Annotated in this window: 20 protein-coding genes; 7 read left to right on the forward strand and 13 right to left on the reverse strand. The window is 42.1% G+C overall.

Annotated elements, in window-relative coordinates; genetic code table 11:
* Positions 1 to 24: 24 nt before the first annotated feature.
* The 12 genes from sufU to ABD010_RS00530 form a co-directional block, all read right to left on the reverse strand.
* Positions 25 to 462, reverse strand: coding sequence for a Fe-S cluster assembly sulfur transfer protein SufU (gene sufU, locus ABD010_RS00475; RefSeq protein ID WP_343809252.1), 438 nt, complete (start codon positions 460 to 462; stop codon positions 25 to 27).
* Positions 452 to 1672: a cysteine desulfurase gene (locus ABD010_RS00480; protein ID WP_343809254.1), complete on the reverse strand. Its 1221-nt coding sequence runs from the start codon at positions 1670 to 1672 to the stop codon at positions 452 to 454. Before ABD010_RS00480 ends, sufU begins: the two co-directional genes overlap by 11 nt.
* Positions 1672 to 2982 (reverse strand): Fe-S cluster assembly protein SufD, encoded by a 1311-nt coding sequence (sufD, locus tag ABD010_RS00485; protein WP_343809256.1) that lies wholly within the window; start codon positions 2980 to 2982, stop codon positions 1672 to 1674. Before sufD ends, ABD010_RS00480 begins: the two co-directional genes overlap by 1 nt.
* 18 nt (positions 2983 to 3000) lie before the next feature.
* Positions 3001 to 3786, reverse strand: a complete 786-nt coding sequence (sufC, locus tag ABD010_RS00490; protein WP_343809258.1) for a Fe-S cluster assembly ATPase SufC — start codon at positions 3784 to 3786, stop codon at positions 3001 to 3003.
* A gap of 306 nt (positions 3787 to 4092) precedes the next feature.
* Entirely contained in the window at positions 4093 to 4263 is a 171-nt protein-coding gene (locus ABD010_RS00495; RefSeq protein ID WP_343809260.1) for a YuzK family famiily protein, read from the reverse strand.
* A 362-nt stretch (positions 4264 to 4625) separates the two neighbouring features.
* Positions 4626 to 4937, reverse strand: a complete 312-nt coding sequence (locus ABD010_RS00500) for a thioredoxin family protein (RefSeq protein WP_390350875.1) — start codon at positions 4935 to 4937, stop codon at positions 4626 to 4628.
* 10 nt (positions 4938 to 4947) lie between these two features.
* Positions 4948 to 5301, reverse strand: coding sequence for a toprim domain-containing protein (locus tag ABD010_RS00505; RefSeq protein WP_343809264.1), 354 nt, complete (start codon positions 5299 to 5301; stop codon positions 4948 to 4950).
* 190 nt (positions 5302 to 5491) lie between these two features.
* Positions 5492 to 5875 carry a glycine cleavage system protein GcvH gene (gene gcvH / locus ABD010_RS00510; protein ID WP_343809266.1) on the reverse strand — a complete coding sequence of 128 codons (384 nt, stop codon included), beginning with the start codon at positions 5873 to 5875 and terminating at the stop codon, positions 5492 to 5494.
* Positions 5876 to 5938: 63 nt separating this feature from the next.
* Entirely contained in the window at positions 5939 to 6295 is a 357-nt protein-coding gene (locus tag ABD010_RS00515) for an arsenate reductase family protein (RefSeq protein ID WP_343809268.1), read from the reverse strand.
* A gap of 260 nt (positions 6296 to 6555) precedes the next feature.
* Positions 6556 to 8340, reverse strand: a complete 1785-nt coding sequence (locus ABD010_RS00520) for an acyl-CoA dehydrogenase family protein (RefSeq protein WP_343809270.1) — start codon at positions 8338 to 8340, stop codon at positions 6556 to 6558.
* A 238-nt stretch (positions 8341 to 8578) separates the two neighbouring features.
* Entirely contained in the window at positions 8579 to 9754 is a 1176-nt protein-coding gene (locus ABD010_RS00525; RefSeq protein WP_343809272.1) for an acetyl-CoA C-acetyltransferase, read from the reverse strand.
* Positions 9755 to 9775: 21 nt separating this feature from the next.
* A complete protein-coding gene (locus tag ABD010_RS00530) occupies positions 9776 to 12175 on the reverse strand; it encodes a 3-hydroxyacyl-CoA dehydrogenase/enoyl-CoA hydratase family protein (RefSeq protein WP_343809274.1) in 2400 nt (799 codons plus the stop codon).
* A gap of 224 nt (positions 12176 to 12399) precedes the next feature.
* Here ABD010_RS00530 and ABD010_RS00535 point away from each other — a divergent pair, with 224 nt between their 5' ends.
* On the forward strand, positions 12400 to 13251 hold the full coding sequence (locus ABD010_RS00535; RefSeq protein WP_343809276.1) for a YitT family protein: 852 nt from the start codon (positions 12400 to 12402) through the stop codon (positions 13249 to 13251).
* 131 nt (positions 13252 to 13382) lie between these two features.
* On the opposite strand, the gene ABD010_RS00540 is transcribed toward ABD010_RS00535, so the two are convergent.
* On the reverse strand, positions 13383 to 14300 hold the full coding sequence (locus ABD010_RS00540) for a proline dehydrogenase family protein (RefSeq protein WP_343809278.1): 918 nt from the start codon (positions 14298 to 14300) through the stop codon (positions 13383 to 13385).
* Between the two features lie 227 nt (positions 14301 to 14527).
* On the opposite strand from ABD010_RS00540, the gene ABD010_RS00545 reads away from it, so the two are divergent.
* From ABD010_RS00545 to ABD010_RS00570, 6 genes are read left to right on the forward strand one after another with little or no spacing between them, the layout of a single operon-like run.
* Positions 14528 to 15460 carry a metal ABC transporter solute-binding protein, Zn/Mn family gene (locus ABD010_RS00545; protein WP_343809280.1) on the forward strand — a complete coding sequence of 311 codons (933 nt, stop codon included), beginning with the start codon at positions 14528 to 14530 and terminating at the stop codon, positions 15458 to 15460.
* Between the two features lie 13 nt (positions 15461 to 15473).
* On the forward strand, positions 15474 to 16229 hold the full coding sequence (locus tag ABD010_RS00550; protein WP_343809282.1) for a metal ABC transporter ATP-binding protein: 756 nt from the start codon (positions 15474 to 15476) through the stop codon (positions 16227 to 16229).
* Between the two features lie 17 nt (positions 16230 to 16246).
* Positions 16247 to 17101, forward strand: coding sequence for a metal ABC transporter permease (locus ABD010_RS00555; RefSeq protein ID WP_343809283.1), 855 nt, complete (start codon positions 16247 to 16249; stop codon positions 17099 to 17101).
* Positions 17098 to 17511 carry a Fur family transcriptional regulator gene (locus tag ABD010_RS00560; protein ID WP_343809284.1) on the forward strand — a complete coding sequence of 138 codons (414 nt, stop codon included), beginning with the start codon at positions 17098 to 17100 and terminating at the stop codon, positions 17509 to 17511. Before ABD010_RS00555 ends, ABD010_RS00560 begins: the two co-directional genes overlap by 4 nt.
* The gene (gene crcB, locus ABD010_RS00565; RefSeq protein ID WP_343809286.1) at positions 17511 to 17885 is read left to right on the forward strand and encodes a fluoride efflux transporter CrcB; all 375 of its coding nucleotides are present in this window, start codon (positions 17511 to 17513) and stop codon (positions 17883 to 17885) included. Before ABD010_RS00560 ends, crcB begins: the two co-directional genes overlap by 1 nt.
* Positions 17882 to 18217 carry a fluoride efflux transporter FluC gene (locus ABD010_RS00570; RefSeq protein WP_343809288.1) on the forward strand — a complete coding sequence of 112 codons (336 nt, stop codon included), beginning with the start codon at positions 17882 to 17884 and terminating at the stop codon, positions 18215 to 18217. Before crcB ends, ABD010_RS00570 begins: the two co-directional genes overlap by 4 nt.
* Positions 18218 to 18251 lie beyond the last annotated feature (34 nt).

Raw genomic sequence — 18251 nt, forward strand, 5'->3', positions numbered from 1 at the left:
CCTATATTTCTAAAACTGTTCTTTTCAGTTATCCTCTTGAACACCTTTTTCCATTGCTTTCCATGCAAGGGTAGCACATTTTATACGTGCAGGAAACTTTGAAACCCCCTGCAATGCTTCAACATCCCCAAAGTCAAGATCATCGGTATCCATTTCTTCCCCAAGCATCATGTTTGAAAAAGCTTTTGACATGTTCAATGCATCGTCCAGCTTTTTCCCTTTAATTGCCTGTGTCATCATGGATGCGGATGACATGCTGATGGAACAGCCTTCACCGGTAAATTTGGCATCTTTGACAATTCCATCTTCCACCTGCAGCTGCAGCTGAATCCGGTCCCCGCAAGTCGGGTTGTTCATGTCAACGGTTAGCGCATCACCTTCAACAGTCCCACGGTTTCTCGGGTTTTTATAGTGATCCATGATTACCTGTCTGTATAGTGTATCAAGGTTGTTAAAAGACATCACCAAAATACTCCTTCGTTTTCAAAAGTCCATCGACTAAACGATCAATATCTTCCTCTGTATTATACAGATAAAAGCTTGCACGTGCAGTTGCTGTTACATCAAGCCATTTCATAAGCGGCTGTGCACAATGATGTCCTGCCCTGACCGCAATTCCTTCCGCATCAAGAACTGTAGCGGTATCGTGCGGATGAACATCATCCAGGTTAAAGGTTACAAGTGCTGCCCGTTCTTCCGGACCAAAGACAGAGACACCATCTATTGAGCGGATTTTCTTGAGTGCATATGCCGCGAGTTTATGCTCGTGTGCTGCAATGTTATCCATCCCGACTTCATTTAGGAAATCAATTGCTGCACCCAATCCAACTGCTCCGGCAATAATCGGGGTTCCACCTTCGAATTTCCACGGAAGCTCTTTCCAGGTTGAGTCATACAGGTTCACAAAATCAATCATTTCCCCGCCGAATTCAACTGGTTCCATGTTCTCGAGAAGGTCCCGCTTGCCGTATAAAACACCAATCCCGGTCGGACCACACATTTTGTGACCGGAAAACGCATAAAAATCACAGTCAATAGCTTTAACATCAACCTTCATATGTGGTGCACCCTGTGCTCCGTCAACCAGAATCACAGCACCATTGTCATGAGCGATTTGAGCGATTTCCTTAACCGGGTTAATGGTTCCAAGCACATTGGAGACGTGTGTTACTGCAACTATTTTAGTGTTAGCTGTAACAGTTTCCTGAACATCTTTGATTGCTATCGTTCCATCATCCTGCAATGGGATGTATTTCAATGTTGCACCTGTTGCCTTTGCTGCCTGCTGCCATGGGATGATATTGCTGTGATGTTCCATCGGATTAATCACAATTTCGTCCCCGGTTGTCAGATTTGCTCTGGCATAACTGTATGCTACCGTGTTGATCGATGTTGTTGTACCGCGTGTGAATATAATTTCCGCGGTACTGTCAGCATTAATGAAGCGCCGAACTTTTTCACGGGAGCCTTCATATTTCTCCGTAGCTCTGGTACCCAGCGTGTGAACCCCGCGGTGTACGTTTGAATTATCCTGCCGATAATACGTATCTACAGCATCGATGACCGATTGCGGCTTTTGTGATGTTGCAGACGAATCCAGATATACTAAGGGATGTCCATTAACTTCCTGGTTTAATGCAGGAAATTGCTGCCGTATGGCTTTTACATCCATTAGTAAACCTTCCTTTCAATTACTTGTGTCAGTTGTTCTTTAACGGACGCGATTGGCAATTCATTAACAACCGGTGCAAGGAACCCGTGAATAATCAGACGCTCTGCTTCATGCTGGGTTATTCCACGGCTCATCAGATAATACAATTGAAGCGGGTCAACACGTCCGACAGATGCAGCATGCCCTGCTGTAACGTCATCTTCGTCAATTAACAGAATCGGGTTTGCGTCGCCGCGTGCTTTTTCACTAAGCATCAGTACACGTGACTCCTGTTCAGCATTGGACCGCGTTGCGCCATGTTCAATTTTTCCAATACCATTAAAGATTGCTGTTGATTGCTCCTTCATAACACCATGCTGCAAAATATGACCTTCCGTATCTGTACCAAAGTGAACAATTTGGGCAGTGAAATTCTGTGTTTGTTTTCCACGGCCAACTGAAACGGCTCTTGCATTTGATTCGGAGTTATTTCCAACAAGATGTGTGATGTTTTCAGAAATGGTATTCCCATCATTCATCTGACCTAATGCCCAATCAAGCTTGGCATCACGGTATGCGACACCACGGCGGTTGATATAGGTTGTTGTCCCTGCCGCCAGGTTGTCAACAGCACCGAATGAAACTTGTGCATTATTATTTGCAATGACTTCCGTTACGATATTCGCAGCGGTTTCCTGTTCAGTGTTTTGTGATACATAGTTTTCCACATATGTGAGGGAACTATTATCATCCGCTACAACCAATACATGATTGAACAACGCTGTTTCCGGATCTTCCTGCCAGAAAACAACGTGAAGCGGTTCTTCCAGTTGTACATTTTTGGGAACATAAACGAATGCTCCACCGTTCATTAATGCAGTATGAAGTGCAGTCATACGATGTTCATCAACTGAAACTGCATCTTTCATGTAATAACGCTGTACCAATTCTGGATGTTCTTTCAGCGCTGTGAAAATGTCGGTAAAGATAACACCTTTTTCTTTCAGTTCGTCACTTACCGATGCATATGCCAGTGTATGGTTGCGCTGAATTAAAAGATTACCTGATTCTTTTTCCATGTCCAGAAATTCCTGAATGTTTTCCGGTAAATCATTGAGTGATGAAATTTCCTCGGTTTGAACAGCTTCATGCTTGAACCTGCTGAAATTCCATCTGTTGATTTTCGTTTTATCAGGTTGTGGCATTTCCAACGAATCAGCTTGCTCCAAAGCTTGAAGGCGTAAATCCCGCATCCATTCCGGTTCATTTTTATTTTGTGAAAACTGGCTGATATAGTCTTTGTCGTATGGCAGCTTTGTTTCTACAGTCATATTACCCCTCCTAACTTTTTACGCTTGTTGTTCAACTGTTTCGTCTTCAATGCCAAGTTCTTCTTTAATCCAGTCATAACCTTCTGATTCAAGGCGTTGGGCCAGTTCAGGTCCGCCGGATTTCACTACACGTCCCTGCATCATAACATGGACTTTATCCGGAGTAATGTAGTTCAACAGACGCTGATAGTGCGTGATAATCAGGCAGCCGAAGTTGTCATCACGCATTTTATTAATCCCTTTCGATACGACTTTCAATGCATCGATATCCAATCCGGAGTCAATTTCATCCAGGATGGCAATTTCCGGTTTAATAAGCATTAATTGAAGAATCTCATTACGCTTTTTCTCACCGCCGGAGAATCCTTCATTCAAATAGCGCTGTGCCATGTTTTTATCAATTTCCAGAAAATCAAGTACGTTATCCATTTCTTTAATGAATTTCATCAACGAAATTTCATCGCCTTCTTCACGGCGTGCATTAATGGATGAACGCAGAAAATCAGATGTTGTTACACCACTGATTTCACTTGGATACTGCATGCCCAGGAACATCCCTGCACGTGCACGCTCATCAACTTCCATTTCCAAAACGTTTTTACCGTCAAGGAATACTTCGCCCTCTGTGATTTCAAATTTCGGATGACCCATGATGGCTGAAGCCAATGTTGACTTACCAGTACCATTTGGTCCCATTATTGCATGGAACTCGCCACCCTTTATCGTAAGGTTTACACCTTTTAATATTTGATTACCTTCAATGGTTACATGAAGATTCTTGATTTCTAACGTTGATCCTGCCATATCAATACCTCCAGATACTATTTATGTTCATTATCTCAAATGGACTTTTTATATCCATTCTCAATCTATTCTCATTATAATCTTAAATCATTTCGAATCTATAATCAACTCTTTAATACGTATGAAATAAGATATTTGAATTTAAAAAAACTTCAGGATTAAAGCCAAGTTTCTTCATTATTATATAATATTTTTTATAAAAAATTAACTGTAACGGGTTATCAAGGATTGATACTTTTCATCCAGATTCTCTTAGACAGCGGAAAAAATAAATCGCTGGCACCTATGAAGTACCAGCGATTGTCTCTATTTATGGAGTTGATTGTCAATTTCAGCTACAATTTTCTTACATTTATCATATTCATGGTGTCGTCTCTTTTCAACGGAAATGCGTTTTTCAAGCTTTCTTTCATACTCGGCAAATCCAATTTTGTGCGACTGTTGCATCGCTTTCTCCATCTCTGGAGTGTAATTCATTCTAATTCCACTATAAATAGTGAATCATCCTTTCAAATTATTTACAACAATTATCGTAACACAGAACAATTCCCGCTCCAAAAGCGATTTAAACCAGTGTGACACCCCAGTTCCATATTTGTTTCGCTGAAAAATAGATAGCCAGCCACCATAAAAATATTTGGCAAAATACTCCCGATTGCTATGATTTCCTTAAAATTCGACTTTTTCAGGAAAACATTCGCCGTCCAGCTTCAACAGCCGTTAACGGCTATATCTTATAAACTCAACTCAAATCAGTATACTGCAGTCATCGTTCTGCGCCATATAAATTGAAAACGTCTTTCTGTAAATATACAGAAAGACGCAAATGTCCATTATTATTATTTCACAAATAACTCCGGCTTATATTCCATCAGGTAATTATAAATATTTGAAATGGAACGGAATGCATAAATCTTTTCCTTCACTTTATTGCCGTCTTTAATCAGCAGACACGGAACACTTTCCACTTTATTTTCCTGCATAAACTCAGGATTCAAAGATGCATTCAACTCATAAAAAATATGCTCGCCATGCACCGATTCAATTTTATCAAGCATCGATCGCGCCAGACTGCACGTTCCGCAAAATGGTGTATATATATATAGCAGAAAACGTTCCTGCTGTAGAACTTCTTTTGTTACTTCTTGCAAAATCATCACCCTATTGTAGAAAAATTGGATTGACCTTGATCCCTTTACCAGCCAATTCCACTGCTATATCATGTTCCGGGGTTGCTGCAACTTCGCGGTATTCACCGCTGACATGCATATGCTCGGCATGGGGAAGTTCCCGTGTCAACTGCCGCCGCAATTTTATTCCGGAACTGTCCTCATCAACTAAAATATAGACTTCGCGATCATCCAAGTCATATATCTCCAGCAACTCATCAAATTTTTCAACGCCAAGCGTTCCATTCGTGCAAACGATATCCAGTTTTTCCGTTATAACCTTTTTAATTTGCTTCTTATCTGTAAGGCCTTCCACTATAATTATCTTTCCCGGATCATCCGTCATCACCATATCGCTCCCAGCTGAAAACAGATTTATTTTAAATTATAACACAGCACCCAGTCTGTATTGTTATTTTATGCCTTGGAACAATAATTCATTACGATTACAACGTTTGGCCACCATTAAAATAAACTTTCTATAACAACTGCCCTTTTTGCAAAAAGAAAAGCAGGCCGTGAGCCCGCTTTGGTTCTTAATCTTCATCTACAATTGCTTCGTATTTTTCCGGTGAAAGTAATTTATCAAGTTCCGATTCATCTGATGGCTCCACTACTACCATCCATGCTTTGTCGTATGGAGATTCATTAACAAATTCCGGACTGTCTTCCAGCTCCTCGTTGATTTCAACTACTTTGCCGCTGATTGGTGCATATAATTCGGATACTGTTTTGACGGACTCCACACTGCCAAAAGGCTCGTCCAATTCGAGTTTATCACCAGCTTCCGGAAGTTCAACAAATACGATGTCACCTAGTTCGGATTGTGCAAAGTCCGTAATCCCAATCCGCACTTTGTCGCCTTCTTTTTTTACCCATTCGTGTTCCTCTGAATATAATAAATCTTTCGGTAAACTCATTTAAATCCCTCCGATTATAGATTGCAATTTTACTATACTAAGTCCAGTCTGTTTTTTCCAGTATTACTTCCAGGTTTCCGCAAAAACCTCTTCCTTAAATCCAACTGTTACATTTTTCCCATCCGTAACAATCGGACGCTTTATCAGCATGCCGTCTGACGAAAGCAATGCTGCCATTTCCTCGATATCCGCATCTTTAATTTTTTCTTTAATATTTTGCTCCCGATACTTTTTTCCACTCGTATTAAAAAATTTTTTGGCTGGCAGATTACTTTTATCAATCAGTTCGAGCAGCCTATCTTTGGACGGCGGTGTTTCCACAATATGTACAGGCTGATAGTCCAACTTCTGTTCGTCCAGCCATTTCTTCGCCTTTTTACAAGTACCACAGTTCGGATACCAGTAAAATGTTAATCCCATTCCGTTATCCCTCCATTTGCCTCTTTTAGGTATATTATAGCAAACATCTTAGAAAAAGGTCGATGGAAAAACCAATAAGAAAATCCGACAATATTCAGGGCCCTTGTCAAGCGAGGGCATGCTTAGAAAACTTGGTTATTACCAAGCCTTTAGGTGACAGCCTTAGTTGCACTTATGCAGTAAGAAAGTTTTATCCTTTCTTATCTGCCAAGCAAAACAAAACTGCCGCACCGGTATAATGCGGCAGTTTTGTTTCATCCCTACACGTAATATTTTTCTGCTTCGATGATTCCCGCTGCAATTTCACGTTTTTTCTCAATTACATTTGTCGGTGTGTGACGGGTCAGTTTCCGCAGTGATGACAGCATCATGCGGAGTGTGTCACCGGATTCAACAGCAATTAACGTTTCTTTCGCGTCCGCTTCGATACGGTTAAATGCCTCCTGTACATATACTTGCGTGTACAGAAGTTTTTGCTTCCCTTTTTCTGCACCGTCTTTATTGAGTGCTTTTTCAGTACGGAGAATGGCAGCTTCCATATTGTAAACTTCTGCTGTCATATCAGCCAGGTTAACCAGGATTTCCTGTTCATTCTCCAGCTTTTTCATATATTTCTGTGCAGCAAGACCAGCGCCAAGCAGCACCATTTTCTTCGCGTTTTTCAACAGATGTTTTTCCTGCTCCAGTGGTTCGTCACCAACTTCTTCCGGCATCATCATCATGAGCTCTTCCTGCAAAGTTTGTGCTTTTTGGAGCAGCGGCAATTCGCCTTTCATTGCCTTTTTCAGTAATGTTCCTGGTACAATCAACCGGTTAATTTCGTTGGTTCCTTCAAAAATTCGGTTGATCCGTGAGTCACGATACATCCGGGCAACTTCATACTCTTCCATGAAACCATACCCACCATGCAGCTGTACCGCCTCATCAGCAACATAATCCAGACACTCTGTCGCTGTATATTTGTTCATCGAGCATTCAATCTGATACTCTGCGATGGCTTTTGCAACCTCACGTCCATCCTTTAACTGTTCATCGGTTAATGCTCCCATCCGCTGTTCAAACAATCCTACTGTCCGGTAAACGGCACTTTCATTGGCATATGTGCGTGCTGCCATTGTTGCCAATTTTTCCTGCGTCAGGCTGAAACTGGAAATTGGTGTATGAAATTGCTTACGTTCATTTACATATTTTGTTGCTAGTTCAATTCCGCGTTTTGATCCGCCGACACCGCCGATTGCCAGCTTATACCGGCCAACGTTCAGAATATTAAATGCAATCTTATGTCCTTTTCCTTTTTCACCGAGTAGATTGTCCACAGGAACTTCCGCATCTTCTAAAATAAGTGTGCGAGTCGATGAACTCTTGATCCCCATTTTGTGCTCTTCCGGACCAGTGGAAACACCCGGGAATTCACGTTCCACAATAAAAGCAGAGAAATGTTCGCCATCAATTTTAGCATAAACAATGAAGACATCAGCAAAAGCTGAATTGGTAATCCATTGTTTTTCACCATTTAAAAGGTAATGTGTACCGGCGTCATTCAATTTTGCCGTCGTTTTTGCACCAAGCGCATCAGAACCTGAACTTGGCTCGGTCAGTGCATATGCGGCCAGCAATTCACCTGTCGCCAGTTTTGGCAGGTATTTTTCTTTTTGTGTGTCATCCCCGAAAAATACGATTGGCAGTGAGCCGATCCCGACATGCGCTCCGTGTGTTACCGAAAACCCGCCTGCCCGTGAAAATTTCTCCGTGATCAAAGAGGAACTGATTTTGTCCAGCGCCAGACCGCCATATTCTTCCGGAACATCAGCACCAAGCAGACCAAGTTCCCCTGCTTTTTTCAACAAATCAACGGAATGTTCAAATTCATGATTTTCCAGATTATCTATTTTCGGCAATACTTCACCGGATACAAAATCTTCCGTTGTTTTAGCTATCATTTTATGTTCATCGGTAAAATCTTCAGGTGTTATAACATCATCGCCTGTCAGGTCTTCAATTAAAAATGCCCCACCCTTAAAAAGCTTTTCTTTCGTTTCGCCCATTATAATCGTCCCTTTCTATTATGGAATACTTGGTCAGGCCATACGCTTACCCGTCAAATGTAAACCGTATTATTCGTTTATAGCCGTGCCGTTGCCGGGGAATGTGTCAAAATGCGCCGTATAAATAGTTCAGTAAGTTCCAGTAAACGTGAATATGTTCGTATCCGATTCACTTGTAACGAAAGCATTCTAGCAAAATTCAAGTGCTGTCAGACCTCACATCAGTGCTTTCGGACACTTACAGCAATTCAAATACGCCGGCAGCGCCCATTCCTCCGCCAATACACATGGTAACGACACCATATTGTACGTTGCGGCGTCTCATTTCATGAATTAGACTGAGCGTTAATTTCGTTCCTGTCATGCCAAGCGGATGGCCAAGCGCAATTGCGCCGCCGTTCACATTGACAATGTTTGGATCAAGATCAAGTGCTTGGATAACACGCACTGATTGAGATGCGAAGGCTTCATTCAGTTCAATCAAGCCAATGTCTTTCAAATCAAGCCCAGCAATTTTCAATGCTTTCGGAACTGCTTCGACCGGGCCGACCCCCATAATTTCCGGCTCGACACCGGCCACCGCGAAGGAATGAAATTTTGCCAATGGCGTCAGTCCTTCTGCATCGGCTTTTTCGCGATCCATCACCAGAACCGACGCCGCTCCATCGCTCATTTGCGAAGCGTTTCCAGCGGTCACGGAGCCTTTCACATGGAAAGCTGGACGAAGTTTTGCCAGGATTTCCGGTGTAGTGCCTTCCCGTACGCCTTCATCCATCTCAAAGGTTGTTTTCTTCTCCTCAATTTTATTCTTTGCACCGACAACCCGCTCGGTCACTTCAACCGGTACGATTTCATCTTTGAATTTCCCTTCATTAATTGCTTTTGCTGCACGTTCATGACTTTGTGCCGCGAACTTATCCTGATCTTCACGGGAAATATTAAAACGATTTGCCACTTCTTCTGCGGTATAACCCATTCCCATATAATAGCCTGGTGCATCCTGAACAAGCTTTGTATTTGGCTTAATCACATGACCGCCCATCGGAATGAGACTCATTGATTCTGCGCCACCGGCTATCATAGTATTGCTGGCACCGATCATAATGCGTTCTGCTGCATAAGCGATACTCTGCAGACCGGATGAACAGTAGCGGTTGATTGTTATTCCCGGTACGTCATTTTTCAGTCCGGCAAGCCCCGCAATATTTCGCGCCATATTCATACCTTGTTCTGCTTCCGGCATCGCACATCCGATAATGACATCATCAATATTGCCGTCGTAGTTTCCGGCCCGTTTTAACGTTTCTCTTATTGTTAATGCTGCCAGATCATCAGGTCTTGTATTTGCCAGTGATCCCTTGTTTGCTTTACCCACAGGGGTTCTTGCACCTGCAACAATTACTGCTTCCTTCACAATTTCTTCCCCCTCTTCTAATTAGTTGCGTAATGGTTTACCCTTTAACAGCATGTGCTGCATGCGCTGTTGTGTCAGTGGTTCTGAGATCAGACTCAGGAATGCTTCCCGTTCCAAATCAAGCATTGTCTGTTCATCAATTAAAGTTCCCTCTTTAATACGTCCGCCTGATAGGACAAATGCCAGTTTTTCTGCGATTTTCACATCATAATCTGATGCATATCCGCCAAAGCGCAGTGTTTTGGCACCCAAAAGCATTGCAGCATAGCCAGCATCCCCAACAACCGGAATTTTTTCCCGTTTTGGTGCTTTATAGCCTGCTTGATCGAGAGCAAGCACGCGTTGCTTGGCATCATGCAGCAGATGATCAGGATTTACACTGATTGCATCGTTATTGTTTAGATATCCATTTTCCACCGCTTCCTCCGCAGATGTGGAGACTTTTGCCATTGCCACTTTTTCAAAAACATCATTGGCAACTTTTGTCAAATCCAGGTCAACTCCTTTTGGCAGATTACGGAGTTCCTTTAAATAAAGTTCTTTCGTTCCTCCACCGCCCGGAATAAGTCCGACACCAAATTCAACAAGTCCCATATACGTTTCAGCTGATGCCTGAATAGCTGCTGCTGGCAGGGAAACTTCCGCACCACCGCCGAGTGTCATGTTAAATGGCGCAGTGACCACCGGTTTTACGGAATACTTAATGTTCATCGCCATGTTCTGGAACTGGCGGACAACCATATCGAGTTCAAAGAAATTGTCATCCTGTGCTTCCATCAGCATCATGCCAAGATTGGCTCCAACACAGAAATTTTTGCCCTGGTTGCCGATGACAAGTCCTTTATAATTTCTTCCGACTTCCTCAATGGCGTAATTTACCATTTGAATGATATCAAGCCCTATGGCATTGCTTTGGGAATGGAATTCAAGCAGGGCTACATCATCACCCATATCTATCAAACTGGCACCGGTATTTTTCTTAATAACCCCTTTCACATTTTTCATCCGCTTTATATTAATCTCTTTCGGGTTAAAATACTGTTGCTTGTATTCACCTTTATCATAGTAATAGACGTTTCCATTCTCCGTTTTATAGAAAGAATCATTACCGTTCTCAAGCATTTTTAATACCCATTCAGGAATGGTTTCCCCTTCTTCCTGCATACGTTCAACCGATTTTTTCACACCGATGGCATCCCATGTTTCAAACGGACCGATTTCCCAGCCGAATCCCCACTTCATTGCCTGATCAATTGAAACAATGTCATCCGCAATTTCACCAGTCAGTTCAGCTGAGTAAAGTAATGCCGGTTTCAGTACAGCCCATACCAAATCGCCCGCACGGTCACCTTTCGCGTTTACAAGCGCTTTCAATTTTTGCCTTGAACCTTTCTCTTGTTTGGCCATTTCTGTTGCCTGGGTCTTTAATTTTCCACGATCCTCATATTCCAGTGTGTTCGGATTTAATTGATAGATTGTACTGCCGCCTTTTCCTTTCTTTTTCAGGAAAAATCCTTGACCTCTCTTAGCACCAATCCAGCCTTTCTCCTGCATTTTCAGCATAAAATCAGGCACGTTAAATAATTCTTTTTCCTTGCCTTCCACCTGATCATGCACATTATTGGCAACATGAATGAACGTATCCAGTCCGACAACATCCAATGTGCGGAATGTGGCGCTTTTTGGACGTCCGATCATTGGACCTGTTACAGAATCCACTTCCCCGATGCTGTAGCCACCCTTCAGCATTTCCTCAACTGTTACCAAAAGTCCATACGTTCCGATACGATTTGCAATAAAATTCGGTGTGTCCTTCGCTTCCACAACACCTTTTCCTAACACATCCTCGCCAAACTTTTTCATGAATTCGAGAATTTCCGGATTGGTATCTTGCGTCGGAATAACTTCCAGCAACTTCAGATAGCGTGGCGGATTGAAAAAGTGTGTTCCGAGAAAATGCTTGCGGAAATCCTCTGAACGATCGGCTGCCATTGCTTCCACAGAAATTCCTGATGTATTGGAACTGATAATTGATCCTTCTTTGCGGTAATTATCCACATCGGCAAAAACTTTCTTCTTAATATCCAGGTTTTCAACAACGACTTCAATAATCCAGTCAACGTCAGCCAGTTTCTCCATATCATCATCCATATTGCCGATTTCAATTAAATCAAGGCTTTTTTTGGATGTAATAGGTGACGGTTTTTGTTTAAGCAATGCTTTCTTACTTTGTGCCGCCAGCCGATTTCGGACCGCATTAGCTTCCAGTGTGAATCCCTTTTTCTCTTCATCCTTGGTTAGTTCACGCGGTGCAATATCGAGCATGATTGTCGGTATACCCACGTTTGCCAGGTGAGCAGCGATTCCGGACCCCATCACACCTGAGCCCAACACTGCGGCACGCTTGATTGAGTGCTTCATAATTTGTCCCCCTAACTCCCATTTGAATGAATACTCATTCATTTTTATCGTAAAAATAAAAGATAGCTCCCTATCCATCTAAACTCAATTATAAATTATTATCTGACTTTTAGCAAATAAAAATGAATTTGTTTTAATGAAATTTATCGTCCGTCAGACTGTTACCCCGTTGCAAACTGCGTTAAACTATTATAGGCATCATTCACAGAAAGGAATTTGCAGATATGAAAAAGTTAATGTATGAATACTTTTTGATTATTGTCGGAGCAACGTTGGTCGCACTCTCTTACAATATATTCCTGCTGCCGGCAAAACTTGCAGCGGGGGGGATTTCCGGAGTTAGTACGATTCTGTATGAAATGTACGGGCTGAGTCCTGCGTATACGCAGTTTCTGATTAATTTACCGATTTTTATTCTGGGCTGGATTGCTTTAGGAAAAGACTTCAGCTGGAAAACCCTGGTCGGGACATTTTGGGTTCCATTTGTCATTTATCTGAGTGCAGATATTCCATATACCATTACCAATCCATTATTGGCAGCCATTTACGGCGGAATCATCCTTGGTATTGGACTCGGGACAGTTTATAAAGGAAGGGGATCCACCGGCGGAACAGCAGCAATTGCCCAGGTTGTTAAAAAATTCACCGGGCTCTCCAGTGGATATTCGCAATTGATCGTTGACGGATTTGTCGTTATCTCTTCTATCATTGTCTTTAATTTGGAATTGACATTATTTGCATTAATGTGTATTTACATTACAAGTAAAACAATCGATATGGTACAGTTGCAAACATCAGCATCGAAGCTTATTCTGATCATCACCGAGAACGAGGAAAAAATTCAAGGCATCATTAATGAGCAAATTGACCGCGGCATGACGAAAATCCGTACGGTAGGCGGATACTCGAATGAGGACAAAACGATGATCCTCTGTGTCACCGAACAACAGGAAGCGGTACAACTGAAACGGAGGCTGCAGCATGAAGAGCCAACTTCATTTGTCATTTTCCTGAATGCGTCGGAAATACTCGGCCGCGGCTTCTCATTGGACAAGTATTATGGACAGAAATTGTAATCCATGGCCCGTTCATTTTTGCAGTTTGATGTTTTATCGGTATTTGTCACCAATCCTTTAAGTGAAGGTCTTCGTTGTAGTTATGCAGTAGCTGCCAATAAATAACCAGGCGGCGCACTAGCGCTGCCTGGTTATTTTTTAAATACACCTTTCAGGACAAACATAACATTGGCCGGGCGCTCGGCAAGGCGGCGCATGTTATACCCGAACCAGTCATCGCCATATGGAACGTAAACACGCATTTTGTAGCCTTCTTTGACCAATTTATTTTGCAGCTCAATTCGGATTCCAAACAGCATTTGAAACTCGAATTGATTGCGAGACAAACCCATATCCTTTTCCAATTGTTTTACATAAGCGATAATAGCATCATCATGCGTTCCGATAGCGGTATAATTTCCATTTTCCAGGCTCTGTTTAATAAGTTTCTTGTAGTTTTCATCAACGTCTTTTTTATCTGGAAAAGCAACTTCTTCCGGTTCTTTATAAGCACCCTTAACAAGACGAAGATATGGATCATATTTATCCAGATTCTCCAAATCTTCTTCCGTACGATATAAATATGCCTGCAGAACAGTACCAAGATTATCATATTCGTTACGCAATTCTTTAAAGATATTCAGTGTCTTATCTAGTCTTGTTTGATCTTCCATATCTATTGTGACGGTTACATTATATTGTTTGCCGGCATCCAAAATCCGACGTATGTTTTCCATTACCAAATCTTCTGAAATATCAAGTCCCAATGACGTTAATTTCAGGGAAAGCTGTGAATCAAGCTTCTTATCATGAATAATTTTGATTGCATGAATACACTCATCAGCAGATTCTCTTGCTTCTTTTTCATTGTCGATAAACTCACCAAGATGGTCAACCGTAACAACAAAACCATCATCATTAATTTCTTTTATCTTACGTGAAGCATGTTCAAAATCAACCCCGGCAACAAACCGCGATGCTCCAAATTTAAATCCGTATTTTTTCGCCAATCTTGTAAGCGTTTTATTATTGGATAAAAATAAAAAGAAGTTACGCATAAGCTGTTCCACGTAGATTACCCCCAAACAAAATTTTATTCTGATTTCTATATCTATTACTTTATCATTATTTTTTCAAAAAGGATATATTTTTTACTTTTTTGTCGAAAGATAAGTTTAGTCTCACTTAAATTTTATTTAGTTTAGAAAACAGTATAAAACCGGAATCATTCCTGTTTACAAATCGTAATCATTACGATATGATTGTGAAGTCCATTAATTAGAGAAAGGAATTAACCATGCGTTTTTACAAACTACTACTTACACTCGTAATTACAGTAATTATTACAACAGGATGCGCTTCATCCCCGTCAAGTCAATCCGATAATGCGCATCTTACCGTTTACACATCAATTTACCCGATACAATATGCGGTGGAGCGAATCGGCGGTGATACAGTGGATGCTGAATCCGTGTACCCGCCCGGAGTTGATGCACACACTTACGAACCAACAACAAGGGAAATGACGGATATTGCCGATGCTAATGCATTCATTTATCTTGGTGCCGGCATGGAAGGCTTTGCCGAATCCGCAGCAGACGCACTCGGTTCGCAGGATGTCAATCTTATTGAACTCGGAACACAGCAGGAACTTTTTCATAAAGATTCCCACCATGAACACAACCATCATGAAGGACATCAGCATGGGGATAAAGATCCGCATATTTGGCTTGATCCGACCCGCATGCTTGATATGGCCGGAATCGTTAAAGGGAAACTGATTGACATGAATCCGGAAAATAAACAAGTCTATATCAATAACTTTAACAAGCTGAAAAAAGATTTGCTTGCATTGGATAAACAGTTTAAACAAACGTTAAAAGATAAGGAAAACAAAAAAATTCTCGTGGCACATGCCGCCTATGGATATTGGGAAGAACGCTATGGTATCGAACAAATTGCCATCAGCGGACTGTCATCAAGCGAAGAACCATCACAAAAGGAATTGACGCAAATTATCGATACCGCAAAAAAACATAATATGAGGTATGTCATTTTTGAACAGAACGGAGCCGATCAGGTATCCAAAATAATTCAGGAGCAGCTTGGTTTGGAAGCATTGCACATCCATAACCTTTCCGTTCTGACCCAGGAGAATATTGATGATGGTGAAGATTATTTATCGCTGATGAAACACAATATAAAAGTGCTTGATAAAGCAACCAAGTAAGGGAGGTATAACCTTGGGTGAACCGATTGTTTCCATGGAAAATATCACGTACGCATACGAAAATAAAACCGTCCTGAACCAAATTAATTTTGAGATTCCAACCGGCGCCTTTATGGGGCTGGTGGGCCCAAACGGCGGCGGAAAAACGACGCTGATTAAATTGATTCTCGGGTTGCTGAAGCCGGATCAAGGCACGATCCGGCTATTCGGTGGGCCGCTTGAGAAATTGAAAGCAAGAAGTAAGATTGGTTTTGTTTCCCAAAAAGCAAATTCCTTCAACAAGGGCTTTCCTGCAACCGTTTTTGAAGTTGTTTCGATGGGGTTGACTGCAAAAGTCGGTTACTTCTCATTTCTTAAACCGAAACACAAAGAACAAATCCTGCACGCTATTGATCAGGTGGGAATGCGGGAGTATGCCTATGAAAATATTGGGACGTTGTCAGGTGGCCAACAGCAGCGGATATTTATCGCCCGCTCCCTTGTCAGTGAACCGGAATTGCTGATTTTGGATGAGCCGACGGTCGGGGTTGACTACGAAAATGTCAAACGGTTTTATGAACTGTTGCACCGGCTCAATGATGAAAATAATATTACATTACTGCTTGTTACACACGATACCGGCACGATGACTGAGCATGCAACCGATATTGTCTGTCTGAATAAGACACTCCATTTTCATGGAAAGCCGGAAGAATACACATCATTGTCTGAGAAAGATTTATCACGATTTTACGGACACCCTGTAAATATTGTGGCACACGATCACTAACTGTTGGGGGAACTATCATGCTGGCCGATTTTATACAATACGATTTTCTACGACATACATTTCTGACCGGGCTGCTGATCGGAATTATTGCCCCGCTTTTGGGAACGTTCATTGTTGTCCGGCGTCTGTCATTGATTGCAGATGCATTATCACATGTGACACTTGCCGGAATCGCCTTTGGTCTATTAATTGAAAAAAAAGTTGCGGCGGGAATCATCACACCACTATACAGCGGAATGGGATTTTCGGTGCTTGGGTCCATCCTTATCGAAAAACTCCGCGGTGTTTATAAGGCATACGAAGAACTGGCGATTCCTATTATCCTGTCAGGAGGCGTTGGACTGAGTGTGATCTTTATTTCACTTGCGGACGGATTTAACACCGAACTGTTTAATTACCTGTTCGGCTCCGTTTCGGCGGTAAGTAAAACCGATTTTTATTCCATTCTGGGCATTTCCATTGTCATTATAATCGTCATCCGGGTTTTTTATAAGGAACTTGTCACCCTGTCGTTTGATGAAGAGCATGCCATTGTTTCAGGAATCCATTCCAAGCGGATCCATCTGCTTTTCATTGTAATGACGGCACTTGTCATTGCTGCATCCATCCGTGTTGTCGGAGTCCTGCTTGTATCTGCGCTGATGACTCTGCCGGTTGCAGCAAGCATGCGGCTGGCACGGGGGTTTAAGCAAATGCTTGTGCTTTCCATTATTTTTGGTGAACTTGCCGTTATTCTCGGATTGATCAGCGGCTATTATTTCAGCATTCCGCCTGGAGGAACGATTGTTGTTATCTCCATCATTATTTTACTGATATCAATTGGAATGAAACGATTTTCATTAAAATCAAAGGGAGAGAGTGAACTCAAATGAAACTGAGGGAAGCTATTAATCAACTAAAGGAAAAAGGTTACAAGACAACAGCAAAACGAAAAGATATGCTGACATTTTTTGCGAAAGCTGACGGTTACCGAACGGCCAAAGACCTGATTCAATTTATGGAGCCAACGTACAAGGGAATCAGCTTTGACACCGTCTACCGGAACCTGCACCTGTTTGATGAAGTCGGTATCCTGGAAACAACCGTTTTAAACGGAGAAAAACAGTTTCAGCTCACCTGCACCGACGACCACCACCATCACTTCATCTGTAAGGAGTGCGGCAAGACAAAAGAAATTGCTGTTTGTCCGATGGATGAAATAAAAAACGACCTTGGTAATTATTCCATTGAGGGGCACAAATTCGAGATTTATGGTTTGTGTCCAATGTGTCAGAGTGCCTGATGTCTATTTATTTAGCTGTTGGCATTGGTGGCATGGCAGGTGCGGTAGCACGTTACGCAGTTTCCATTCTAATTGTGGCAGGTTCCGGATTCCCGTTTGCAACGTTACTTGTCAATTTAACTGGCTGTTTCCTGCTGAGTTTTCTATTCAACCAGTCAAAAATCAAATCAATACTGTCCAGAAATGTATTCACCGCTCTTGGTACTGGATTGTTAGGATCGTTCACCACCTTTTCAACCTTTACCATTGAAACAATCAAATTATGGCATGAACATCCGGGATTGGCCATTACCTATTCAATCATCAGCGTAGTTGGCGGTCTTCTGTTTTGTTATGCAGGATTCCGAACGGCCGGAAAGCAGGTGGACAGATGAATTTTTTACTGGTAGCGATTGGCGGTTTTTTTGGCAGTATGGCACGGTTTTTTATTGTGCAAAAAACTGGAAAACGGCCAATTGGCACCTGGATCGCAAATACACTAGGTTCCGTTTTATTGGCGGCACTACTGCGTTTTTATCTGAACGGCCATTTACCCGACTGGTTTTGGCACCTGGCGGGAGCAGGTTTCAGCGGTGCATTTACGACGTTTTCCACATTCGGCAATGAAACACTGCAATTAGTACTGGCACAAAAGTATAAAACAGCAGCATTGTATGTGTTTGGATCTCTGGCAATCACCCTGACTGCTGCAGGTTTAATTATTTAACTTTTTTATACAAAACTCCCCTTTTTTTCCTGTA

This window comes from Virgibacillus siamensis (assembly GCF_039522605.1).
GTDB classification, from domain to species: Bacteria; Bacillota; Bacilli; order Bacillales; family Amphibacillaceae; genus Lentibacillus; species Lentibacillus siamensis.

Excerpts from the sequence above, each read along its gene's own strand:
- ABD010_RS00535 (WP_343809276.1), top strand. The coding sequence starts at position 12,400 with ATGAAAAAGTTAATGTATGAATACTTTTTGATTATTGTCGGAGCAACG.
- ABD010_RS00555 (WP_343809283.1), top strand. The coding sequence starts at position 16,247 with ATGCTGGCCGATTTTATACAATACGATTTTCTACGACATACATTTCTG.
- ABD010_RS00515 (WP_343809268.1), bottom strand. The coding sequence starts at position 6,295 with ATGGGATTAACATTTTACTGGTATCCGAACTGTGGTACTTGTAAAAAG.
- crcB (WP_343809286.1), top strand. The coding sequence starts at position 17,511 with ATGTCTATTTATTTAGCTGTTGGCATTGGTGGCATGGCAGGTGCGGTA.
- gcvH (WP_343809266.1), bottom strand. The coding sequence starts at position 5,875 with ATGAGTTTACCGAAAGATTTATTATATTCAGAGGAACACGAATGGGTA.
- ABD010_RS00480 (WP_343809254.1), bottom strand. The coding sequence starts at position 1,672 with ATGGATGTAAAAGCCATACGGCAGCAATTTCCTGCATTAAACCAGGAA.
- ABD010_RS00570 (WP_343809288.1), top strand. The coding sequence starts at position 17,882 with ATGAATTTTTTACTGGTAGCGATTGGCGGTTTTTTTGGCAGTATGGCA.
- ABD010_RS00505 (WP_343809264.1), bottom strand. The coding sequence starts at position 5,301 with ATGACGGATGATCCGGGAAAGATAATTATAGTGGAAGGCCTTACAGAT.
- ABD010_RS00495 (WP_343809260.1), bottom strand. The coding sequence starts at position 4,263 with ATGAATTACACTCCAGAGATGGAGAAAGCGATGCAACAGTCGCACAAA.
- ABD010_RS00545 (WP_343809280.1), top strand. The coding sequence starts at position 14,528 with ATGCGTTTTTACAAACTACTACTTACACTCGTAATTACAGTAATTATT.
- sufC (WP_343809258.1), bottom strand. The coding sequence starts at position 3,786 with ATGGCAGGATCAACGTTAGAAATCAAGAATCTTCATGTAACCATTGAA.
- sufD (WP_343809256.1), bottom strand. The coding sequence starts at position 2,982 with ATGACTGTAGAAACAAAGCTGCCATACGACAAAGACTATATCAGCCAG.
- ABD010_RS00520 (WP_343809270.1), bottom strand. The coding sequence starts at position 8,340 with ATGGGCGAAACGAAAGAAAAGCTTTTTAAGGGTGGGGCATTTTTAATT.
- sufU (WP_343809252.1), bottom strand. The coding sequence starts at position 462 with ATGTCTTTTAACAACCTTGATACACTATACAGACAGGTAATCATGGAT.
- ABD010_RS00560 (WP_343809284.1), top strand. The coding sequence starts at position 17,098 with ATGAAACTGAGGGAAGCTATTAATCAACTAAAGGAAAAAGGTTACAAG.
- ABD010_RS00530 (WP_343809274.1), bottom strand. The coding sequence starts at position 12,175 with ATGAAGCACTCAATCAAGCGTGCCGCAGTGTTGGGCTCAGGTGTGATG.